The sequence below is a fragment of the Flavobacterium lipolyticum genome (assembly GCF_020905335.1).
Classification (GTDB): domain Bacteria; phylum Bacteroidota; class Bacteroidia; order Flavobacteriales; family Flavobacteriaceae; genus Flavobacterium; species Flavobacterium lipolyticum.
Genome location: NZ_JAJJMN010000001.1, coordinates 3989766 through 4005049 on the forward strand (window position 1 = coordinate 3989766; position 15284 = coordinate 4005049).

Sequence of the window (15284 nt, forward strand, 5' to 3'; positions counted from 1 at the left end):
AAAAAGGCGAAATTACTTTTAATTGTATTCGCTTGCAAGTTTATGTATTTGACTTTTATGTGTCATTGTTTCTTAGTCATGAATATTACTTTATAAATTTAGGGTTTAACTCGAACTATTTTATTGTCCTTCAAAATGATTATTTCGCTATTCATCTTTTTTTTGAATTCAATCAATTTATCATAAACTTTATCCATCCCTTCTAAAATTTTGGTTTGATTTTCTGTTCTTTTATAGGCTTTCATGATAGTATTGTTTTAGTTTATTGAATTTAATTTTGTTTAGAATATCTATTTCAGATTCCAGATTTTTTTCAGCTATAAGTTCGGGTTTTCCGACTGAATTATCAAAAATCATTACTTCATCAACTATTGGAAGATAAATTTCAAATAAGTTTTTTATTCCATTTTGATATCTTCGCCGAATAGTTTCGGTTTCAATATTGTGGCCACCTTCTAAAACTCTTGTTCTTACCCTTTCAATTGCTAGATCTACATTTTGTAGCCAGAAAAAAAAGGAGAGTTACGATATAATTATTCTTTTGGGCATCAATTATTTTTGATTTGTAACTTTTAGTTGCTAAAGTAGTTTCAAGGCAAAATTTTCTTTAATGATTAAGAGATCATTTATTCTATTTAGCATTATTCTTCCAGCTTCAAATGAGACCTTTTCAGGTTGAAAAGGAGAGAGTCCTTTAGCGATTTCATCTGCATTTACAAATTCTTTGCAATTCAGGATATCCGGTAAAATTGTAAAAGAAGTAGTGGTTTTGCCAGCTCCATTACAACCTGCGATTATGTAGAGGTTTTTCTTCATTTCTTACAAATATAGGTAAAAATAGAAAGAACAAAGATTTTACTTCTTCACCCTAACCGCATCCGGAACCAGCATTTCATATTCTCCGCCATGACGCAATACATCACGAACTATGCTTGAACTAATAAATGATGTACTTGCTGCTGTTAGTAGAAATACAGTTTCTATTTTAGATAGTTTTCTGTTGGTGTGTGCAATGGCCTTTTCGAATTCAAAATCGGCAGGATTGCGTAAGCCTCTCAGGATGAAATTAGCTTTAAGTTTTTTAGCCAGATCAATGGTTAATCCTTCATAAGTGATCACTGAAACTTTGGGTTCATCTTTAAAAGTTTCTTCTATAAAGCGTTTTCTTTCTTCGAGTGAAAACATGTATTTTTTTTCGGCGTTGACACCAATGGCAATAACGATTTCATCAAATAAAGGAATTCCTCTTTTGATGATGTCTTCGTGTCCCAGTGTAATAGGGTCAAATGATCCGGGGAATAGGGCTTTTCGCATTTTTTAGAGGTTCTAAGGTTCTGAGTCGCTAAGGTACTAAGTTTTTTTTGAGAAAATAAGGTGCTAAAATCTTAGAATCTTAGCACCTCAGTTTCTTAGCATCTTTTACAAAGCTAACTCAATCGCATTAGTAAATAAATCTTCCAGTGAAATTCCTGCTGCGTGGGCTTGCTGTGGAATCAAACTTTCGGTGGTTAAACCCGGAATGGTATTCATTTCGAGCATATAAGGTTCGTTGTCTACAATAATGAATTCGCTTCTGGAGAAACCTTTCATTTTTAAGACTTCGTAAGCACGTTTTGCTGTTTCGCTTACTTTTTGAGTTAATTCGTCAGAAATTCTCGCAGGAGTAATTTCCTGTGATTTCCCTTCATATTTAGCCTCATAATCGAAGAAGTCATTATCAGATACAATTTCGGTAATAGGTAAAACTTTAATTTCTCCCTGATAATTGATTACTCCTACTGAAACTTCGGTTCCGTCAAGGAAACTTTCGATGATGATTTCGTTGTCTTCTTTGTATGCTACTTCGATTGCAATTGGAAGTTCGGCTTCTGTTTTTACTTTTGAAATTCCGAAGCTGGAACCTGCTTTGTTTGGTTTAACAAAACATGGTAAACCTACTTTCTTAACGATTTCGGCCGTATGGATTACATCGCCTTTATTTAGGTAATACGAAATCGCCGTTTTGATTCCATATGGTTTTAAAACCGATAATAAATCACGTTTGTTGAAGGTTAATGCTGCCTGATAATAGTCGCAGGAGGATTGCGGAATCCCTAATAACTCAAAATAAGCCTGCATTAAACCGTCTTCGCCCGGAGTTCCGTGAATAGCATTGAAAACACAGTCGAAAGTAATTTTTTGATCGTTTACGGTTACTGAAAAATCGTTTTTATCAATGGTAAATTCGGCGTTGTTTTCGTCTACATAAACCCATTTTTCTTTGAAAATATGAATACGGAATCCGTTGTATTTTGTTTTGTCAAGATATTGATGTACCACGTTTCCGCTGATTAACGAAATTTTATATTCGCTTGAATATCCGCCCATGATAATGGCTATGTTTTTCATTTTTTATATGTTTAACTGTTTATTTGTTTAATCGTTTAATCGTTTTTTTGCCACGAATTGCAATAATTTTCACGAATTACTTTGTTCGTTTGTTTGTTAGACTGAGCGAAGTCGAAGCCCTTTTTACTGAACTTCGACTTCGCTCAGTTTGAAAAGCAAGTAACAAATGCCCTTCATTTTTTGAGATGATAAGTAACATCGAAAAGGTTCTTATAAAACCTAAATCCCTAGCCCTGATGGGAGCGGCATCCTTTTGTGTACGCGATAGCGGACGCAAAAGATACAGCGGACAGCAGGAGAGAGCTTCTAAAAATTAAAATTGCAAAGCGCTTTATTTTCCATAAGAATGGCAATCAAACGACTTTCTTGTCTAAAACAAAATTATCATTTTTTTTGAAACGAAATAGCTTTATCTTTGCGACTAATAAAAATAAATTTATGAGTTTACGTAAGTATTTAACGAGCCGGGTATTTTTTGTGCAAGTATTAAGTGCGGCAGCTATAATTGCCGTTTTGGGTTATCTGTTTATGCATTGGTTGACTTTTACCACTGATCATGGTAATGAAATTACTGTTCCGAATTTATCCAAACTAACGGAGGAGCAGGTAGAGTCAAAACTGGATGAACTGGATCTGGATTATGTACTTTTGGACAGCGTTGATTACCGAAGTGAATTCCCAAAATACAGTGTTGTTGAGCAGGATCCTCTGCCGGGAACAAAAGTAAAAGTGGGAAGAAAAATATATATTAAAATTAATGCATCAGGATTTTCCTCTGTTAAAGTACCTGATTTAATTGAGAAAACCTATCGTGAGGCAGTTCCAACGCTAAAAGCTTTAGGGCTTGAAGCAGGAACGATTACTTATATTCCAAACTTAGGAAAAGATATGGTTTTGGAGATGCGTTATAAAGGAAGAAACTTAAAAGTAGGAGATCGTGTGCTGAAAGCTTCTAAAATTGACTTGGTTTTAGGAGACGGAAAAGCAACTTATGAAGATGAAGGGCAGGCTGTAGACAGTGTAGCTGCGCCAACTACTGAAAAAACTAATGATGAGCAATAATACTGAAAATTTAGATCTGGAAGACGAATTATTCGAACACTTCAGATTTGAAGTCCCTAAAGGTCAGGCGCTTTTGCGTATTGACAAATATTTAATGAATTTGATTCAGAATGCGACGCGAAATAAAATTCAGAATGCCGCTACTGAAGGAAACATTTTTGTAAATGATATTCCGGTTAAATCAAATTATAAAGTAAAACCGTTTGATGTGGTGACTGTGATGTTGTCGCATCCTCCTTTTGAAAACCATATTTTGCCGGAAGATATTCCGTTGAATATTGTATATGAAGACGATGCTTTGTTGTTAATCAACAAAGAGCCGGGAATGGTGGTACATCCGGGGCACGGAAACTATACCGGAACACTGGTGAATGCACTGGCGCATCATTTTGACAACTTGCCAATGAACAGCAGTGAACGTCCGGGCTTGGTACACCGAATTGATAAGGATACGTCCGGGCTTTTGGTAGTGGCAAAAACTGAAGCGGCAATGACACATTTGGCCAAACAATTTGAAGCCAAAACCTCAGAACGCGAGTATATTGCGCTGGTTTGGGGGAATGTAGCCGAAGAATCGGGAACGATAGAAGGGAATCTTGCCAGACATTTAAAAGACCGCATGCAAATGGCTGTTTTTGCAGATCCTGAAATAGGAAAACCTGCTATTACACATTATAAAGTATTGGAACGTTTTGGTTATGTGACTTTGATTTCCTGTAAACTGGAAACCGGAAGAACACACCAGATTCGTGCTCACATGAAACATATCGGGCATCCGTTGTTTAATGACGAACGTTACGGAGGTCATTTGATTTTAAAAGGAACTACATTTACCAAGTACAAACAGTTTATCGAAAACTGTTTTAAAGCATTACCACGTCAGGCGCTGCATGCTAAAACACTTGGTTTTGTACATCCAAATACAGGTGAAATGATGCGTTTTGATACGGAACTGCCTCAGGACTTTCAGGATTGTATCGAGAAATGGCGTAATTACGTGAAAACGCACAATGTAGATGAAGAAGAAAATTAATTGGATAATTGGTCCATTAGAAAATTAGATAATTTACTATAGAAAAAAAGCTCCTGATGGAGCTTTTTTTATGGAATTGTTTTAATGGTTAACTGGCTTATTTTTGCGTGTCCGTTGGTTATGAACCCCAACTTTCCTTGTTGGTTTAAATTACTTTTTTCAATGGAACATTCTAAGAACGTTTGATTGTTGACAGTAAAGTACAGCTGATTGTTTGAAACTCTGATTTTTACTGCATACCATTTGTTGTTTTCCAGTTGCATTGGTTTTTTAAACAGGGTTGGTCCGCCACGTTTCGAGTATTCATCACTGTTTTTATTGTAGGCGCCTCTTCCAATCACGATATTCTGATCGATCGTGTATAAGTAGGTTCGAATGTAGTTTTCCTGATCGATATGAAGCATGACTTCAAACAAAGATTCTTTGACGATGTTTACTTTAAAGTCGATTTCGTAATTTTTTGGAAGCTTCTTTTTTGATTCGATCACACCCCAATGCATTGGCCCTCCGTTTCCGGTTAAGGTATCGTTTTGGAGTCTCCATTCATTGGGATTAAAATTCCAAGCGGATTTTAACGCGGCAGTTTTTGTGATTTGATATTCTTTTTTCGCAGTCGAAATAGTACCTGAACAGGAAATCAGTAGCATTGTGGATGCTAGAAAAGTAAGATGTTTAATTTTCATTTTTGTTTTTAATTTAGCTCTGAATGGTATTTGATTTTACCGATAGATCCGGTTGGAGTTGGCAAAAGTTCAAATACCGAGGTAGGAGCGAGGCCATTTTCTATACGATGTGAAACGTATAGGATACTCACATTTGTTTCTTGTTTGATGGTGTTGATCAATTGAATGACCAAGTCAACATTTTCATCGTCAAGACCTTCGACAGGTTCGTCAAGAATCAATAACGGAGGATGTTTTAGAACGGCTCTGACAATTAAAGCGACTCTTTGCTGTCCTATAGAAAGGTCAATGAAGCGTTTTTTTCGTAAGTGGCTCATTTCAATTACTTCGAGCCACTGTGTTACCGTTTGTTTTTGTAAAGTAGTGGGTTCGATATACAATCCGATGGAATCAAAAAAACCGGAAAGAATCATTTCTTCCAGAGTATGTCCCTTTTGAAACAGGTCGGTCATAGAAGTTGCGAAAATTCCAATTTGCTTTTTAATGTCCCAAACACTTTCGCCGCTTCCTTTTTTTCTTCCAAATAGATACAAATCCTGACCGAATCCCTTTGGATTATCGCCTGTGATTAGAGACAAGAGGGTGCTCTTTCCGGAACCGTTCGGACCAACCAGTTGCCAGAATTCCCCTTGTTTAATTGTCCATGAGATGTTATCGACAATTTTTCTTTCCTCGTAACTTACAGAGACTTTATCCATTTTGATTAAAACACTTTCGTGAAAAGAGTGCGGTTCAATCGCTTTGGGAATTGCTGCCGTGTTTAAAGTTTTAAAATGTTTTTCGTTTTTTGAAATCGGATGCAGTTCAAAGGAATTGTCTTTAATTGATGCTTTATTCGGAACAAAATCAAGTACATCTGCTACGCGATTGACCAATTGAATGATTGCAATGTCATCGGTTAATTTTTCCAGAGATTTTGCTAAAGCAGCACGTGAGGCCAGATCTAAATGATCGAAGGGATTATCAAAAATGATAAAATCGGGATTTTGCTTGATGCAATATTTCAGAAACTCTTTCTTTCGTTCGCCCGAAGAAAAAGTTCTTAGTTGTCGGTGTGATTCAGGAGCTGCTTCAACAGTATCGTATTGGTATTCTTTTTCGATGAATTTCTCAATAGCGATGTCTGAGAACAAAATACCTTTTTGAGTGTTAAAAAGGGCTAATTCTCCTTTGGCTTCTCCTAAAAGTAAAGTGTCGATAAAAGCTTTTTTATTGACCTGATTTGATAAAAGTATGTCCCAATGCTGCATTTCTGTATCTTAAAGTAATTATTCAATTGGTTTAGTAGCCATTTCACGATCGTTGCGCGACCATTCGCTCCAGGAACCTACATATAGTTTAGGGATGGGGATTCCGGCATAATCCATGGCCAGCAAAGTATGACAGGCGGTGACTCCTGAGCCACAATGTACAATTATATTTTCAGGCTCTTTGTCGCCAATGATTCGGGAATATTTCTCTTGTAAAAATGGAGGAGATTGAAAAGAACCGTTAGCGACTAAATTTTCGCTAAAAGGGACATTAATCGCACCCGGAATATGTCCTGCAATCAAATCCAGAGGTTCTGTCAGACCGTCAAATCGATTTTTGTCTCTTACATCAATGACAATGTTTTCGTTGTTATTTCGGGCTTTTTCGACTTCTTCAATGTCAGCAGTTTTTAACGTCCATTTTGAAATAGGATATCTTTCAGTCGTTTTAAAAGTTTCGATTTCAGCATTTACCGGAAAACCTGCTTTTGCAGCTTCCTGTAAACCGCCATTTAAAACCTGAACTTTTTCATGTCCTATCGCCCGAAGCATCCACCAAAAGCGGGCTGCCGCGTTTGATCCGTTTTTATCATCATAAATTACGACATGACTTTCAGGTGAAATTCCTGCTTTAGAAAGTACCTCAGAAAATTTCTCTATGGATGGTAAGGGATGTCTTCCGCCGTTTGAAGGATCGGTCGCTACGGTTGCCAGGTCCTTGTTTAAATCGATATAACGCGCTCCTTTAAGATGTTCACTGCGATAATTTTCTTCTGCGTTTATTCCGGCTCTGGCGTCAATGAGAATAATTTCAGGTGAATTAGAGCGTTGTACTAATTCTTTAGGGCTTAGGATCGGTGAAAGTTTAGTGGCCATCTTAAAAAAGTTTATTTTTTAGAACTCTTATATAAAATCGGGGTATTTAGTCTGCGAAGGCCTGTGTATAAAAAATTAAAAAAGTATGGTTTGTTTTATCATATCGCAAGCAATCCCAATTACTATAAACAGAACTTGTAGCAAGGCAAAGAGTATTTGACAGATTGGTTCTCGAAACGTTTTTTGCAAAGGATCCATGGTCTAATGCAAAATCGTCGTCTTTTGAAAGGTCAGTAATTTTAGCCGCAACATAGGTTTCTAAATAATTATCGGGATGTTCTTTAAGAGCGTCTTCATTGTAAAATAAAAATTCATCTGCAAATTGATAGTCAAGTGTTCTGAAAAAACTAGTATCAGAATCGGTGTCAGCAAAGCCATTTTTGACTTTAATGTCTTTGTATAATTCAGCATATTCAGAAGTTAGGCCGTTATAGAGTAAAATCGAAATTTTGACCTTCTTTTTATCGTAAACGATAAAAACAAAATCATTACTGTCTTCCTGAAATAGATTTCCTTTGGCCATAGAAAGTAATTCGTAGTTAGGATTTTCGCTAAAAAAAGACTGTTGCTCTTTGCTTAGTTTTTGAATCCATTTATCATGAATAACTGAAAAGAGCTTTTTTTCTGAAAATTGCTTTAAGTCCTTTTTATGCTCTGTTATTTGGGCTGTAAATTCAGGATTGTCGTAGGTTGAGATCTCATAGTTTGGAGAACCAACAGACTTATTTTCTGAAGTTTTTTTGTGTGTACTTTCTTTTTTAGTATTGGCGGGAGTGTTTATTTTATCTTCCGGTTGTTTTGAATTGCAGGCAAATAGTAATAGTGTGAGACCCACTACGGCGATTGTATTTTTCATTAAGTAGGATTCTTTGGATCGTTTTATTTTAGGATTAAAAGGTTAACCTGGAATTTTCTCGATTAGGATTTCATTTTCGTCTTTGTCAAAATAAGTACAGGTCATTTCTATAATATCGACTCTCCATTTGTCTATTCCACATTGAGCAGCGTGACGGCAAAAAGTAAGGTAATCGGTCTGACCATCCTGATGCATCACTAAAAATTCGATAAAACGTTCTTTATTCGGAACCGATTCTACTTTTATCTCGTCGTATTTTTCGTCAGCCGTTACATGATAATTGTTTACTCCGTAGTATTCCACATGTCCGTCATGCACGAAAGTATCATAGCCTTTTACGCCTAAAATGATTAAGTCCTGAATATAATTAGGGAAGTCAGCACCGGTTTGTACTTTGGCATGTGCTTCTTTGATTTGTTCTATTGTAAACATATATTTTAATTTTAAATGATGTGAATTAAAAAGAATAATTGTGGTGTTTTTTACTTGTTTTCTCTGAGTTGTGCAGCAAGGTGTGTCTGTTTTCTTTTCCGGAAACTTGTAAAAAGGGAACTAACATAATTGGTTTGGTTAATTTGTGTTATTGATTCAAAAATACAATTTATGATTTTAAAATGGAATTGAAAATGCAATAAATAATAAATAGCAGAAAGTGAAATTCTCCTATTTTTCTTAATATATTGTATTTTAACGAGTATTTTATCACTTTGTGGAGTTTCTTTTTCAGCGTATCATTTTGTCAGTAATTTAGTAAAAGAATTTTGCACCTAAATTTGACATTATGAAAACAGTCTTACTTTTGTTTCTAATTGCTTCTCCCGTATTTGCGCAGGAAATGAATACATTTGATTTTGCTGTGATAAATTCGACTGTGATTTCGCCAAATATTGATCTGGATAAGGGGAGAAGTGTCATTGCGGGAAATAAAAATCAGTATTCGGCTTATTTTCAGTACGCGCTTACCATGTGTCAGGATGATATTATTTTTGGAGCAGGTGTTAATAAAACTGAATTAGACCGAACCTACGTTGGTTATATTGGTAAGATGTGTGATAAGTTTCGTGCAACAATCTCTGTGGGTTATGTAGAATCCCGAAGTGGATATGACGGAACCTTTACGGGTTTTAGTGTATCCTGGCATTTTGGTGAGAATACTTTCATTGGAGGAAGTCTGGCAAATCTGCATTCTTCCAGTATTCATAATGGTAGTGATGAGGGGTTTGGCTATTATAAAAAACTGGCTCCAAAAGTCTTTGCGAGTTATGAAATTGTTCCCAACCTTATTGTTTTTGGACAATTAAACAGCAGGGTTAATGATATTGCACTGAAGTATCAGAATGCTCGTTTTTCGGCAGGAGGATTTTATTCCGGCCATGGAGAAGAAGGAATTTTCGGAACGGTTAATGTGGGACGTTTTGCGGTTTCCTGCAGTACTACTTTTGATAAAGTTAATTTTGGACTGAAGTTTCAATAAAGGAGTCCTGAATTGTGGCATGAAATGATTTGAAGAGCAAAACTACTTTTTAAGTGTTATTACCTGCTGTGGATAAGGAATATCAATACCGCCTTCATCAAAACGTTTTTTAATGCTTTGGAGCAAATCACAATAGAGGATAAAGCCCTCTGTAGAGTTTTTTGCCCATGCCCATGCTTTTAAGGTTACACTTGAGTCTGCCAGTGCTACTACACGAGCTACAACCAGAGGTGTGTTTTGTTTTTTACTTTCGGCAGTTCGGGTATCGATAAAAAACGGATGTTTGGCAATTTCGTCTTGCATGATTTCTAAGGCTTTTTCAATATCAGACTGATAACCAATACCGATTTCGATGATTTTGCAACATTTGCTATCGTGCATGTTGGTGTTGACAATAATCTGGGCGCTGATTACTGAATTTGGAATGATAATCCGGTTGTTTTCGGCATCTTTCAGGACCACTTGTCTTAGATTGATATCTTCTACAGTACCCACAAAATTGTTGATGGTAATTTTATCGTTGATGCGAAAGGGTTTAAAAATAACAAGAAATATTCCGCTTACAATATTGCTTAAGGCTTGTTGGGAAGCCAGACCGGCAACAATTGAGATTACTCCGGCTCCTGCCAGAACGGAGTGACCTATTATTTTAAATTCGGGAATCTGAATTAACGCAAAGGCAAATCCTAAAATATAAATTACAGTAATGATCAGGTGCTTCAGGAACTTAAAGCCGGTAGCATCATATTCTTTATTGGCCTGTTTGCGATACAAAAAATAACGAAGTACCTTATCGGTAATCGCGCCAAGAATTACAGTGGTAATCGCTATAACGGCAATGAAAATCCCTATTCTAAAGTCTTTTAAGTAGTCGATCATAGGTTTTAAGTTTGAAAAAAATCCAAAAAACAACTTTTGTCAGAATGTGCTTTTTGGATTTTTGTAATTTATATCAGATTGAATTTTGCTTTAAAGTCCAACAAAATCATCACTTTTTGGAAAGATGCTTAATGCTTCGATGGCGATTTCCGGCGTTGGAGAAGCTAGTTTACGAAGTTTAGTATCCATCCAGGCCCCGTCAACTGTAATAACAGCACAAAGCGTATCGTCTTCTCTTCTGAATTCATGAATGATCGACCAGCGTGAAGCATCGGCTTTCATTTTTGAGGTTTTGGTATGAATAAATATTTTATCGGAAAGTTTTAGTTCTTTTCTGAAAATACATTCTTCTCTAAACAAAACAGGTCCAAAACCCTGCGTTTGCATTACTCTTAAAGTTAAACCCAGTTCTTCAAGGATTTCAATACGATGCTGTGCGCCAAAATCGTAATAAGCACTGTGACGAACGTGAAAGTTTGGGTCAAGATCCGACCAGCGAAAAGAGATTTCTTTAATAAATGAAGCCATTTTGTAATTGTAATTTTAATGAAAAACCGAAATTACGAATATTTATATCTCTTTTGGAAAACGGAAGAATATTTTACTTTAATTTTAACTGCTTTTTTTATGTTTTTCAAACTCCTCTTGTAATTTTTTCAGTTTTGGAACAATAGTAGTCTGGCAGAACGGAGCTTCTTTTCGGGTTTCGTAATAGTGTAGAAATTGTTCTTCGTTGCTTTTAAAGGCAGTAAAAGGTAAGATCTTGGTAATGTGTTTTCGGTCTAATTTATGATCCAGTTTTTGGAGTATTTCTGAAATTTGAGCAGCTTCATTGTTGTCGAAAAAGTAAATAGCAGATCGGTATTTTTCTCTCATACTGTGATTTGAAGTGCTGGAATGTGTAATTAAGTGTGCTTCAATGAGTACTTCTAACGGGATAATACGGGAATCAAAATCAACAAGAACGGCTTCCGAAAAAGTATCGTCAGGTGCTTCAGACTTTATCCAGCCCTGCCGCACATTGGTTACTCCTTTAAAAAAATCAAAAACTGCTTCAATACACCAATGACAGCCTCCTCCAAAACCTATTGTATTCATTTGATTACGGTCTTATTAATTCCAGTCTATTTTGATCCAATACGATCTCCAATAAAGTTTTGAAATTTTTATGATCTTCTTTATTGGAGATAAAAAATGGTTTATATTTAGATTAAGAAGCTTTCTTCAAATCTTTCAAAGTGACAGGTGTATCCATTTGGATGTTTTTGCAGATAGTCCTGATGCTCCGGTTCGGCAGCCCAAAAAGTACTATAAGGTTCTAAAGTGGTTACTGCAGTTTCTCCCCATTTTTTTGAAATATCTACAAGATTAATGACCTCTTTGGCAATGGCCTTTTCCTCTTCGTTTTGATAAAAAATGGCTGAACGATAACTGGAACCCCTATCATTGCCCTGACGATCGATCGTAGTAGGATTGTGAATGCGGTAAAAGTAATCCAGAATCTCTCTAAAGGTTGTAACTTCAGGATCATAGGTCAGTTCTATTCCCTCGGCATGGCCGGGATGATTTCTGTAAGTTGGGTTTTCATTTTGTCCGCCAATGTAACCTACTTCAGTATTTAAAATTCCCGGACGGGTTCTGAACAGTTCTTCCATTCCCCAGAAGCAGCCTCCTGCGATATATGCTTTTTTAGTTTCCATATTTTACAATTGTTATTGATGTACTGAAATTTTAGTACTGCAATTTACTAAATATGCAAATAGTATTAATGGTAATTGTTTATATTGCAGTTCGTCAATTGTTTGTGCTTTTTTTGATGCCTTGTCGGTTCCGTTATGGTTTTCTGAAACTGCAAAACAAAAAATTCTCTTCGCCCATCTTTAATTTTTGTTTAATTGATCCATCCGTTTTCTTTCAGATGTGTGAAGATAATTTTATCAACCTCTGAAATGATGTCGAGATCTTTATAATTTAACCATTTAATTTCGGCTATTTCATTGCTTTCCTTTGGAGTTCCGGTGTAATCTGCCTTGTAGCAGGTCATTTTTACGGTAATTCCATCTGCATGTCCGTCAGACTGCGCTTTGAAAGTTCCCACATATTCGATAGATTCCGGTAGGATTTCAACACTTAGTTCTTCCTGGATTTCCCTAATTAGAGTTTGTTCATCGGTTTCGTTAGCTTCTCTTTTTCCGCCCGGAATATAATATTTGTTTTTCCCTCTTGATTTAGTGCTTAAAATTTGGCCATTCTCGACTTTAATTAATGCAATTTTATCAATTTCAATCATCAGTTTGTTTATTAATTTATTTATATTTTATAATTGGGTGTATCAAGTAAAATGGGTGTTGTATTCGCCAGAACCCATTTAGTAGCCAGTTCGCATAAAAAAATAAGTTCATCAGACTCTCCGTCTCCGTTTTTGCGAATATCTTTTATAATTGAATTGGCTTCTTCAAGTTCTTGATCAGACAGACAATGGTTTGAAGATAGGTGGGTAAAAAGTGCATCTAACATCTTTTTAAAATCAATATTCCAGTTTCCGCCTCCATTACGGTAGATTTCGTCTCTCACTTTTCCTGAAATACGGACCACTTCACCCTGAATCGTTTTTGCACTGCCTTTTGATGGGACCAATAGCTCCCAAAGTTCTTCGTATTGTTTTTGCCAGGTACCACCGTTTACAACAATTGGAGACATGCCATCGTGCAGAATTCGTTTTTTTACTGGCGGAACATCAAAAATAGTGTAAAGCTCATTTAATGCAAAATCTGTATCACTCAAAGAATCTTTATTGAAATTCTCCCGATGAAATTCAAAATCTTCCCCTCGTCGTGTAACAGTGTCTTTCATCTCTTGTGTTATTTCAAGGGAGGATTTCAGAAGTATTTTTGATATTTCTGCCAAATTGATGAGGTTGATATTACTGGCTCGTTTTAAAGCATATACTAATGGCGTTTGCTTGTCTCTGTTTAAAGCATTGGTAGCTGCTCCGTATTCAATCAGCTTTTTAACTGCGGCTACATTAAAACCACTGCCGGCTGCAAAGTGTAATGGTGTATTATCATTATAATCGAGTACATTGATATCGGCACCCAATTCTAAAAAAGGGGCTATATCTCCACTACGTATCGAAGCGTGCTGGTGCAGTGCAGTACGGTTATAAGTGTCAATAGCTTCGAGATGTGCGCCTTTTTGTACTAACCAGTGTACAAGCTCATTTGGGATTCCCCAAAAGCTCAATGCTGTTGTTTTTCCGTAACCGCCTCTTGCGTCTAATTCACAAGTGTCGAATACTTTTTTTAGAGCTTCAATGTCTTTCTTTTTAATTAATTCGTCAAAATTTTTTGGAAGCGTTTTTCTTTTTTTAGCCATTATTTTATTGTTTGTGCTTTTTCACAATTCTTTTTCAACGGAGTTTACAGTTTATTCAAAAGTTCCTTTTTTAGATAAATTTCGCCCTCTTTTATTGTCATTTCAACTGTTGTGATATTTTTAATATCTTCTAACGGATTTTTTTCAAGTACGATCAAGTCGGCAGATTTTCCAATTTCGATTGTGCCCCAAATGCGATCTTCGTTAAAGAATATTGCAGGAGTTATTGTTGCTGATTTTAGGATTGTTAAATTGTCGATTCCTGCTTTAGACCAATTATACATTTCTTCAAACATATTAAAACCATTCATTTGAAAACTATTTCCAGGATCGCTTCCTAAAAGCAATAAACAATTATTTTTATGTAGTTTCCTTACTATTTCCTGTTTGTAAGCAAAAGTAGGGAGGTATTTTTCTTTGTTGAGCAAAACTTTTTCCAAACCTGCTTTCTCAATTGCTTGGCTATATTGAGTTTCCCATTTTTTTAAATATTTAGTTGGTAAATTTGAATAGGTGAGTCGGTTTTTATATTCGTTTGGGTATTGTAAATCATATGCCATTAAGTCCCAATCTAAGGTTGGACAATTAAAAACCTTTCTTTCCTGTGTTAGTTTGATTGCGTTGTTTAATTCATTTTCATCTTTTATTTTATCATATCCTGCCAGATGTTCGATACTTTTAAAACCTGAATTTAGGACTTTGTCGATTTTTATCCCGCTTGGATAATGTCCACAAACAATCACATTATTTTTGTTCGCAGAAGCCATTAAATTATCAAAAACCGTTTCATTTGCTATGCTGAATAATTTTATGAAATTAATGTCATTTTTTTTAATTTCAGCCATCAAACTGTCAAATTGTATTTCATTATATTTGACGTCACGTGTAATAATATGACTGTAATATAGTTTAGGAGTAATTGTATTTGGACTGTGTTTTAATCGCTCTTTTAGTTGTAATTGAGGAGTTTTCGTATTCATAATACGCAAACGAGTAACCCCTGCAGCAATATTTTCGATTAGCAAGGTGTCAACTTTACTTTCAACGGGTAAATGACTGTGCATTTCGGTTAATCCAGGCATTAAATATTTTCCTTTTCCTTGTATTACTTTGATTTTCCTAATCTTAGGTAAGTTCTTAAAGTCATCAATCTGAACTATTTTGCCATTTTGAATTAAAACACTTTTGTTGTTAATAATGTCCAAATTGGTCATTGGCAGCAAATTAATATCCTTTATAATAAATTCACTTTTATTCTGCGCTTGTACATTAATTAATAGTAAGAAGTATAGAGAAAATGTTAGTTTAATTTTCATTTTTTCTGTGGTTTGGTTTTTATTTTTTTTGGATTATGTTTAGTAAGTTCGGTATATTTTGAGGAATACAAGGTGCAAATCATCTTTAAATT

The 15284-nt window shown here is 35.6% G+C and carries 18 protein-coding genes and 1 pseudogene; 3 read left to right on the top strand and 16 right to left on the bottom strand.

All coding sequences use genetic code 11. The features are described from left to right. Window positions 1–98 precede the first annotated feature (98 nt). The 4 genes and pseudogenes from LNQ34_RS17010 to LNQ34_RS17025 all read right to left on the bottom strand — a co-directional run bounded on the left by LNQ34_RS17010 (window position 99) and on the right by LNQ34_RS17025 (window position 2388). Window positions 99–245 carry a hypothetical protein gene (locus tag LNQ34_RS17010; RefSeq protein WP_230000548.1) on the bottom strand — a complete coding sequence of 49 codons (147 nt, stop codon included), beginning with the start codon at window positions 243–245 and terminating at the stop codon, window positions 99–101. Then, window positions 232–816: pseudogene (locus LNQ34_RS17015) on the bottom strand (ATPase). Before LNQ34_RS17015 ends, LNQ34_RS17010 begins: the two are co-directional and overlap by 14 nt. A 39-nt stretch (window positions 817–855) precedes the next feature. Further along, window positions 856–1314, bottom strand: coding sequence for a pantetheine-phosphate adenylyltransferase (gene coaD / locus LNQ34_RS17020; RefSeq protein ID WP_017496542.1), 459 nt, complete (start codon window positions 1312–1314; stop codon window positions 856–858). A 105-nt stretch (window positions 1315–1419) separates the two neighbouring features. Next, window positions 1420–2388, bottom strand: a complete 969-nt coding sequence (locus LNQ34_RS17025) for a D-alanine--D-alanine ligase (RefSeq protein WP_202703470.1) — start codon at window positions 2386–2388, stop codon at window positions 1420–1422. 438 nt (window positions 2389–2826) lie between these two features. Here LNQ34_RS17025 and LNQ34_RS17030 point away from each other — a divergent pair, with 438 nt between their 5' ends. After that, entirely contained in the window at window positions 2827–3450 is a 624-nt protein-coding gene (locus tag LNQ34_RS17030) for a PASTA domain-containing protein (RefSeq protein ID WP_202703469.1), read from the top strand. After that, complete coding sequence (locus LNQ34_RS17035; protein ID WP_202703468.1) at window positions 3440–4483, top strand: RluA family pseudouridine synthase; 1044 nt, start codon at window positions 3440–3442, stop codon at window positions 4481–4483. Before LNQ34_RS17030 ends, LNQ34_RS17035 begins: the two co-directional genes overlap by 11 nt. 68 nt (window positions 4484–4551) lie before the next feature. Here the strand turns inward: LNQ34_RS17035 and LNQ34_RS17040 are convergent, their stop codons facing one another. Genes LNQ34_RS17040 through LNQ34_RS17060 form a run of 5 tightly spaced genes read right to left on the bottom strand, consistent with a single transcriptional unit; the run spans window position 4552 to window position 8580 of the window. Continuing rightward, complete coding sequence (locus LNQ34_RS17040; protein ID WP_230000549.1) at window positions 4552–5166, bottom strand: hypothetical protein; 615 nt, start codon at window positions 5164–5166, stop codon at window positions 4552–4554. 8 nt (window positions 5167–5174) lie between these two features. Then, entirely contained in the window at window positions 5175–6416 is a 1242-nt protein-coding gene (locus tag LNQ34_RS17045; protein WP_230000550.1) for an ATP-binding cassette domain-containing protein, read from the bottom strand. An 18-nt stretch (window positions 6417–6434) separates the two neighbouring features. Continuing rightward, entirely contained in the window at window positions 6435–7292 is an 858-nt protein-coding gene (locus tag LNQ34_RS17050; protein ID WP_230000551.1) for a sulfurtransferase, read from the bottom strand. A gap of 46 nt (window positions 7293–7338) precedes the next feature. Then, complete coding sequence (locus LNQ34_RS17055) at window positions 7339–8148, bottom strand: hypothetical protein (RefSeq protein ID WP_230000552.1); 810 nt, start codon at window positions 8146–8148, stop codon at window positions 7339–7341. A 42-nt stretch (window positions 8149–8190) separates the two neighbouring features. Then, on the bottom strand, window positions 8191–8580 hold the full coding sequence (locus LNQ34_RS17060) for a DUF1398 domain-containing protein (protein ID WP_230000553.1): 390 nt from the start codon (window positions 8578–8580) through the stop codon (window positions 8191–8193). Window positions 8581–8929: 349 nt separating this feature from the next. Between LNQ34_RS17060 and LNQ34_RS17065 the strand changes: the two genes are divergently transcribed. Then, window positions 8930–9622: a hypothetical protein gene (locus tag LNQ34_RS17065; protein ID WP_202703462.1), complete on the top strand. Its 693-nt coding sequence runs from the start codon at window positions 8930–8932 to the stop codon at window positions 9620–9622. 42 nt (window positions 9623–9664) lie between these two features. On the opposite strand, the gene LNQ34_RS17070 is transcribed toward LNQ34_RS17065, so the two are convergent. The 7 genes from LNQ34_RS17070 to LNQ34_RS17100 all read right to left on the bottom strand — a co-directional run bounded on the left by LNQ34_RS17070 (window position 9665) and on the right by LNQ34_RS17100 (window position 15192). Next, on the bottom strand, window positions 9665–10501 hold the full coding sequence (locus LNQ34_RS17070; protein WP_230000554.1) for a mechanosensitive ion channel family protein: 837 nt from the start codon (window positions 10499–10501) through the stop codon (window positions 9665–9667). 90 nt (window positions 10502–10591) lie between these two features. Next, complete coding sequence (locus LNQ34_RS17075) at window positions 10592–11029, bottom strand: acyl-CoA thioesterase (protein ID WP_017496553.1); 438 nt, start codon at window positions 11027–11029, stop codon at window positions 10592–10594. 84 nt (window positions 11030–11113) lie between these two features. Continuing rightward, window positions 11114–11599, bottom strand: a complete 486-nt coding sequence (locus LNQ34_RS17080) for a peptide-methionine (S)-S-oxide reductase (protein WP_230000555.1) — start codon at window positions 11597–11599, stop codon at window positions 11114–11116. Between the two features lie 107 nt (window positions 11600–11706). Then, complete coding sequence (gene msrA / locus LNQ34_RS17085; RefSeq protein WP_230000556.1) at window positions 11707–12201, bottom strand: peptide-methionine (S)-S-oxide reductase MsrA; 495 nt, start codon at window positions 12199–12201, stop codon at window positions 11707–11709. 191 nt (window positions 12202–12392) lie between these two features. Continuing rightward, on the bottom strand, window positions 12393–12791 hold the full coding sequence (locus LNQ34_RS17090; protein ID WP_202703457.1) for an NUDIX hydrolase: 399 nt from the start codon (window positions 12789–12791) through the stop codon (window positions 12393–12395). A gap of 20 nt (window positions 12792–12811) precedes the next feature. Continuing rightward, on the bottom strand, window positions 12812–13876 hold the full coding sequence (locus LNQ34_RS17095) for an ankyrin repeat domain-containing protein (protein WP_230000557.1): 1065 nt from the start codon (window positions 13874–13876) through the stop codon (window positions 12812–12814). A gap of 44 nt (window positions 13877–13920) precedes the next feature. Then, the gene (locus tag LNQ34_RS17100) at window positions 13921–15192 is read right to left on the bottom strand and encodes an amidohydrolase family protein (RefSeq protein ID WP_230000558.1); all 1272 of its coding nucleotides are present in this window, start codon (window positions 15190–15192) and stop codon (window positions 13921–13923) included. Window positions 15193–15284 lie beyond the last annotated feature (92 nt).

Bases quoted from the DNA above. Each gene is read 5' to 3' on its own strand.
- LNQ34_RS17010 (WP_230000548.1), bottom strand. From the start codon at position 245: ATGAAAGCCTATAAAAGAACAGAAAATCAAACCAAAATTTTAGAAGGG.
- coaD (WP_017496542.1), bottom strand. From the start codon at position 1,314: ATGCGAAAAGCCCTATTCCCCGGATCATTTGACCCTATTACACTGGGA.
- LNQ34_RS17025 (WP_202703470.1), bottom strand. From the start codon at position 2,388: ATGAAAAACATAGCCATTATCATGGGCGGATATTCAAGCGAATATAAA.
- LNQ34_RS17030 (WP_202703469.1), top strand. From the start codon at position 2,827: ATGAGTTTACGTAAGTATTTAACGAGCCGGGTATTTTTTGTGCAAGTA.
- LNQ34_RS17035 (WP_202703468.1), top strand. From the start codon at position 3,440: ATGAGCAATAATACTGAAAATTTAGATCTGGAAGACGAATTATTCGAA.
- LNQ34_RS17040 (WP_230000549.1), bottom strand. From the start codon at position 5,166: ATGAAAATTAAACATCTTACTTTTCTAGCATCCACAATGCTACTGATT.
- LNQ34_RS17045 (WP_230000550.1), bottom strand. From the start codon at position 6,416: ATGCAGCATTGGGACATACTTTTATCAAATCAGGTCAATAAAAAAGCT.
- LNQ34_RS17050 (WP_230000551.1), bottom strand. From the start codon at position 7,292: ATGGCCACTAAACTTTCACCGATCCTAAGCCCTAAAGAATTAGTACAA.
- LNQ34_RS17055 (WP_230000552.1), bottom strand. From the start codon at position 8,148: ATGAAAAATACAATCGCCGTAGTGGGTCTCACACTATTACTATTTGCC.
- LNQ34_RS17060 (WP_230000553.1), bottom strand. From the start codon at position 8,580: ATGTTTACAATAGAACAAATCAAAGAAGCACATGCCAAAGTACAAACC.
- LNQ34_RS17065 (WP_202703462.1), top strand. From the start codon at position 8,930: ATGAAAACAGTCTTACTTTTGTTTCTAATTGCTTCTCCCGTATTTGCG.
- LNQ34_RS17070 (WP_230000554.1), bottom strand. From the start codon at position 10,501: ATGATCGACTACTTAAAAGACTTTAGAATAGGGATTTTCATTGCCGTT.
- LNQ34_RS17075 (WP_017496553.1), bottom strand. From the start codon at position 11,029: ATGGCTTCATTTATTAAAGAAATCTCTTTTCGCTGGTCGGATCTTGAC.
- LNQ34_RS17080 (WP_230000555.1), bottom strand. From the start codon at position 11,599: ATGAATACAATAGGTTTTGGAGGAGGCTGTCATTGGTGTATTGAAGCA.
- msrA (WP_230000556.1), bottom strand. From the start codon at position 12,201: ATGGAAACTAAAAAAGCATATATCGCAGGAGGCTGCTTCTGGGGAATG.
- LNQ34_RS17090 (WP_202703457.1), bottom strand. From the start codon at position 12,791: ATGATTGAAATTGATAAAATTGCATTAATTAAAGTCGAGAATGGCCAA.
- LNQ34_RS17095 (WP_230000557.1), bottom strand. From the start codon at position 13,876: ATGGCTAAAAAAAGAAAAACGCTTCCAAAAAATTTTGACGAATTAATT.
- LNQ34_RS17100 (WP_230000558.1), bottom strand. From the start codon at position 15,192: ATGAAAATTAAACTAACATTTTCTCTATACTTCTTACTATTAATTAAT.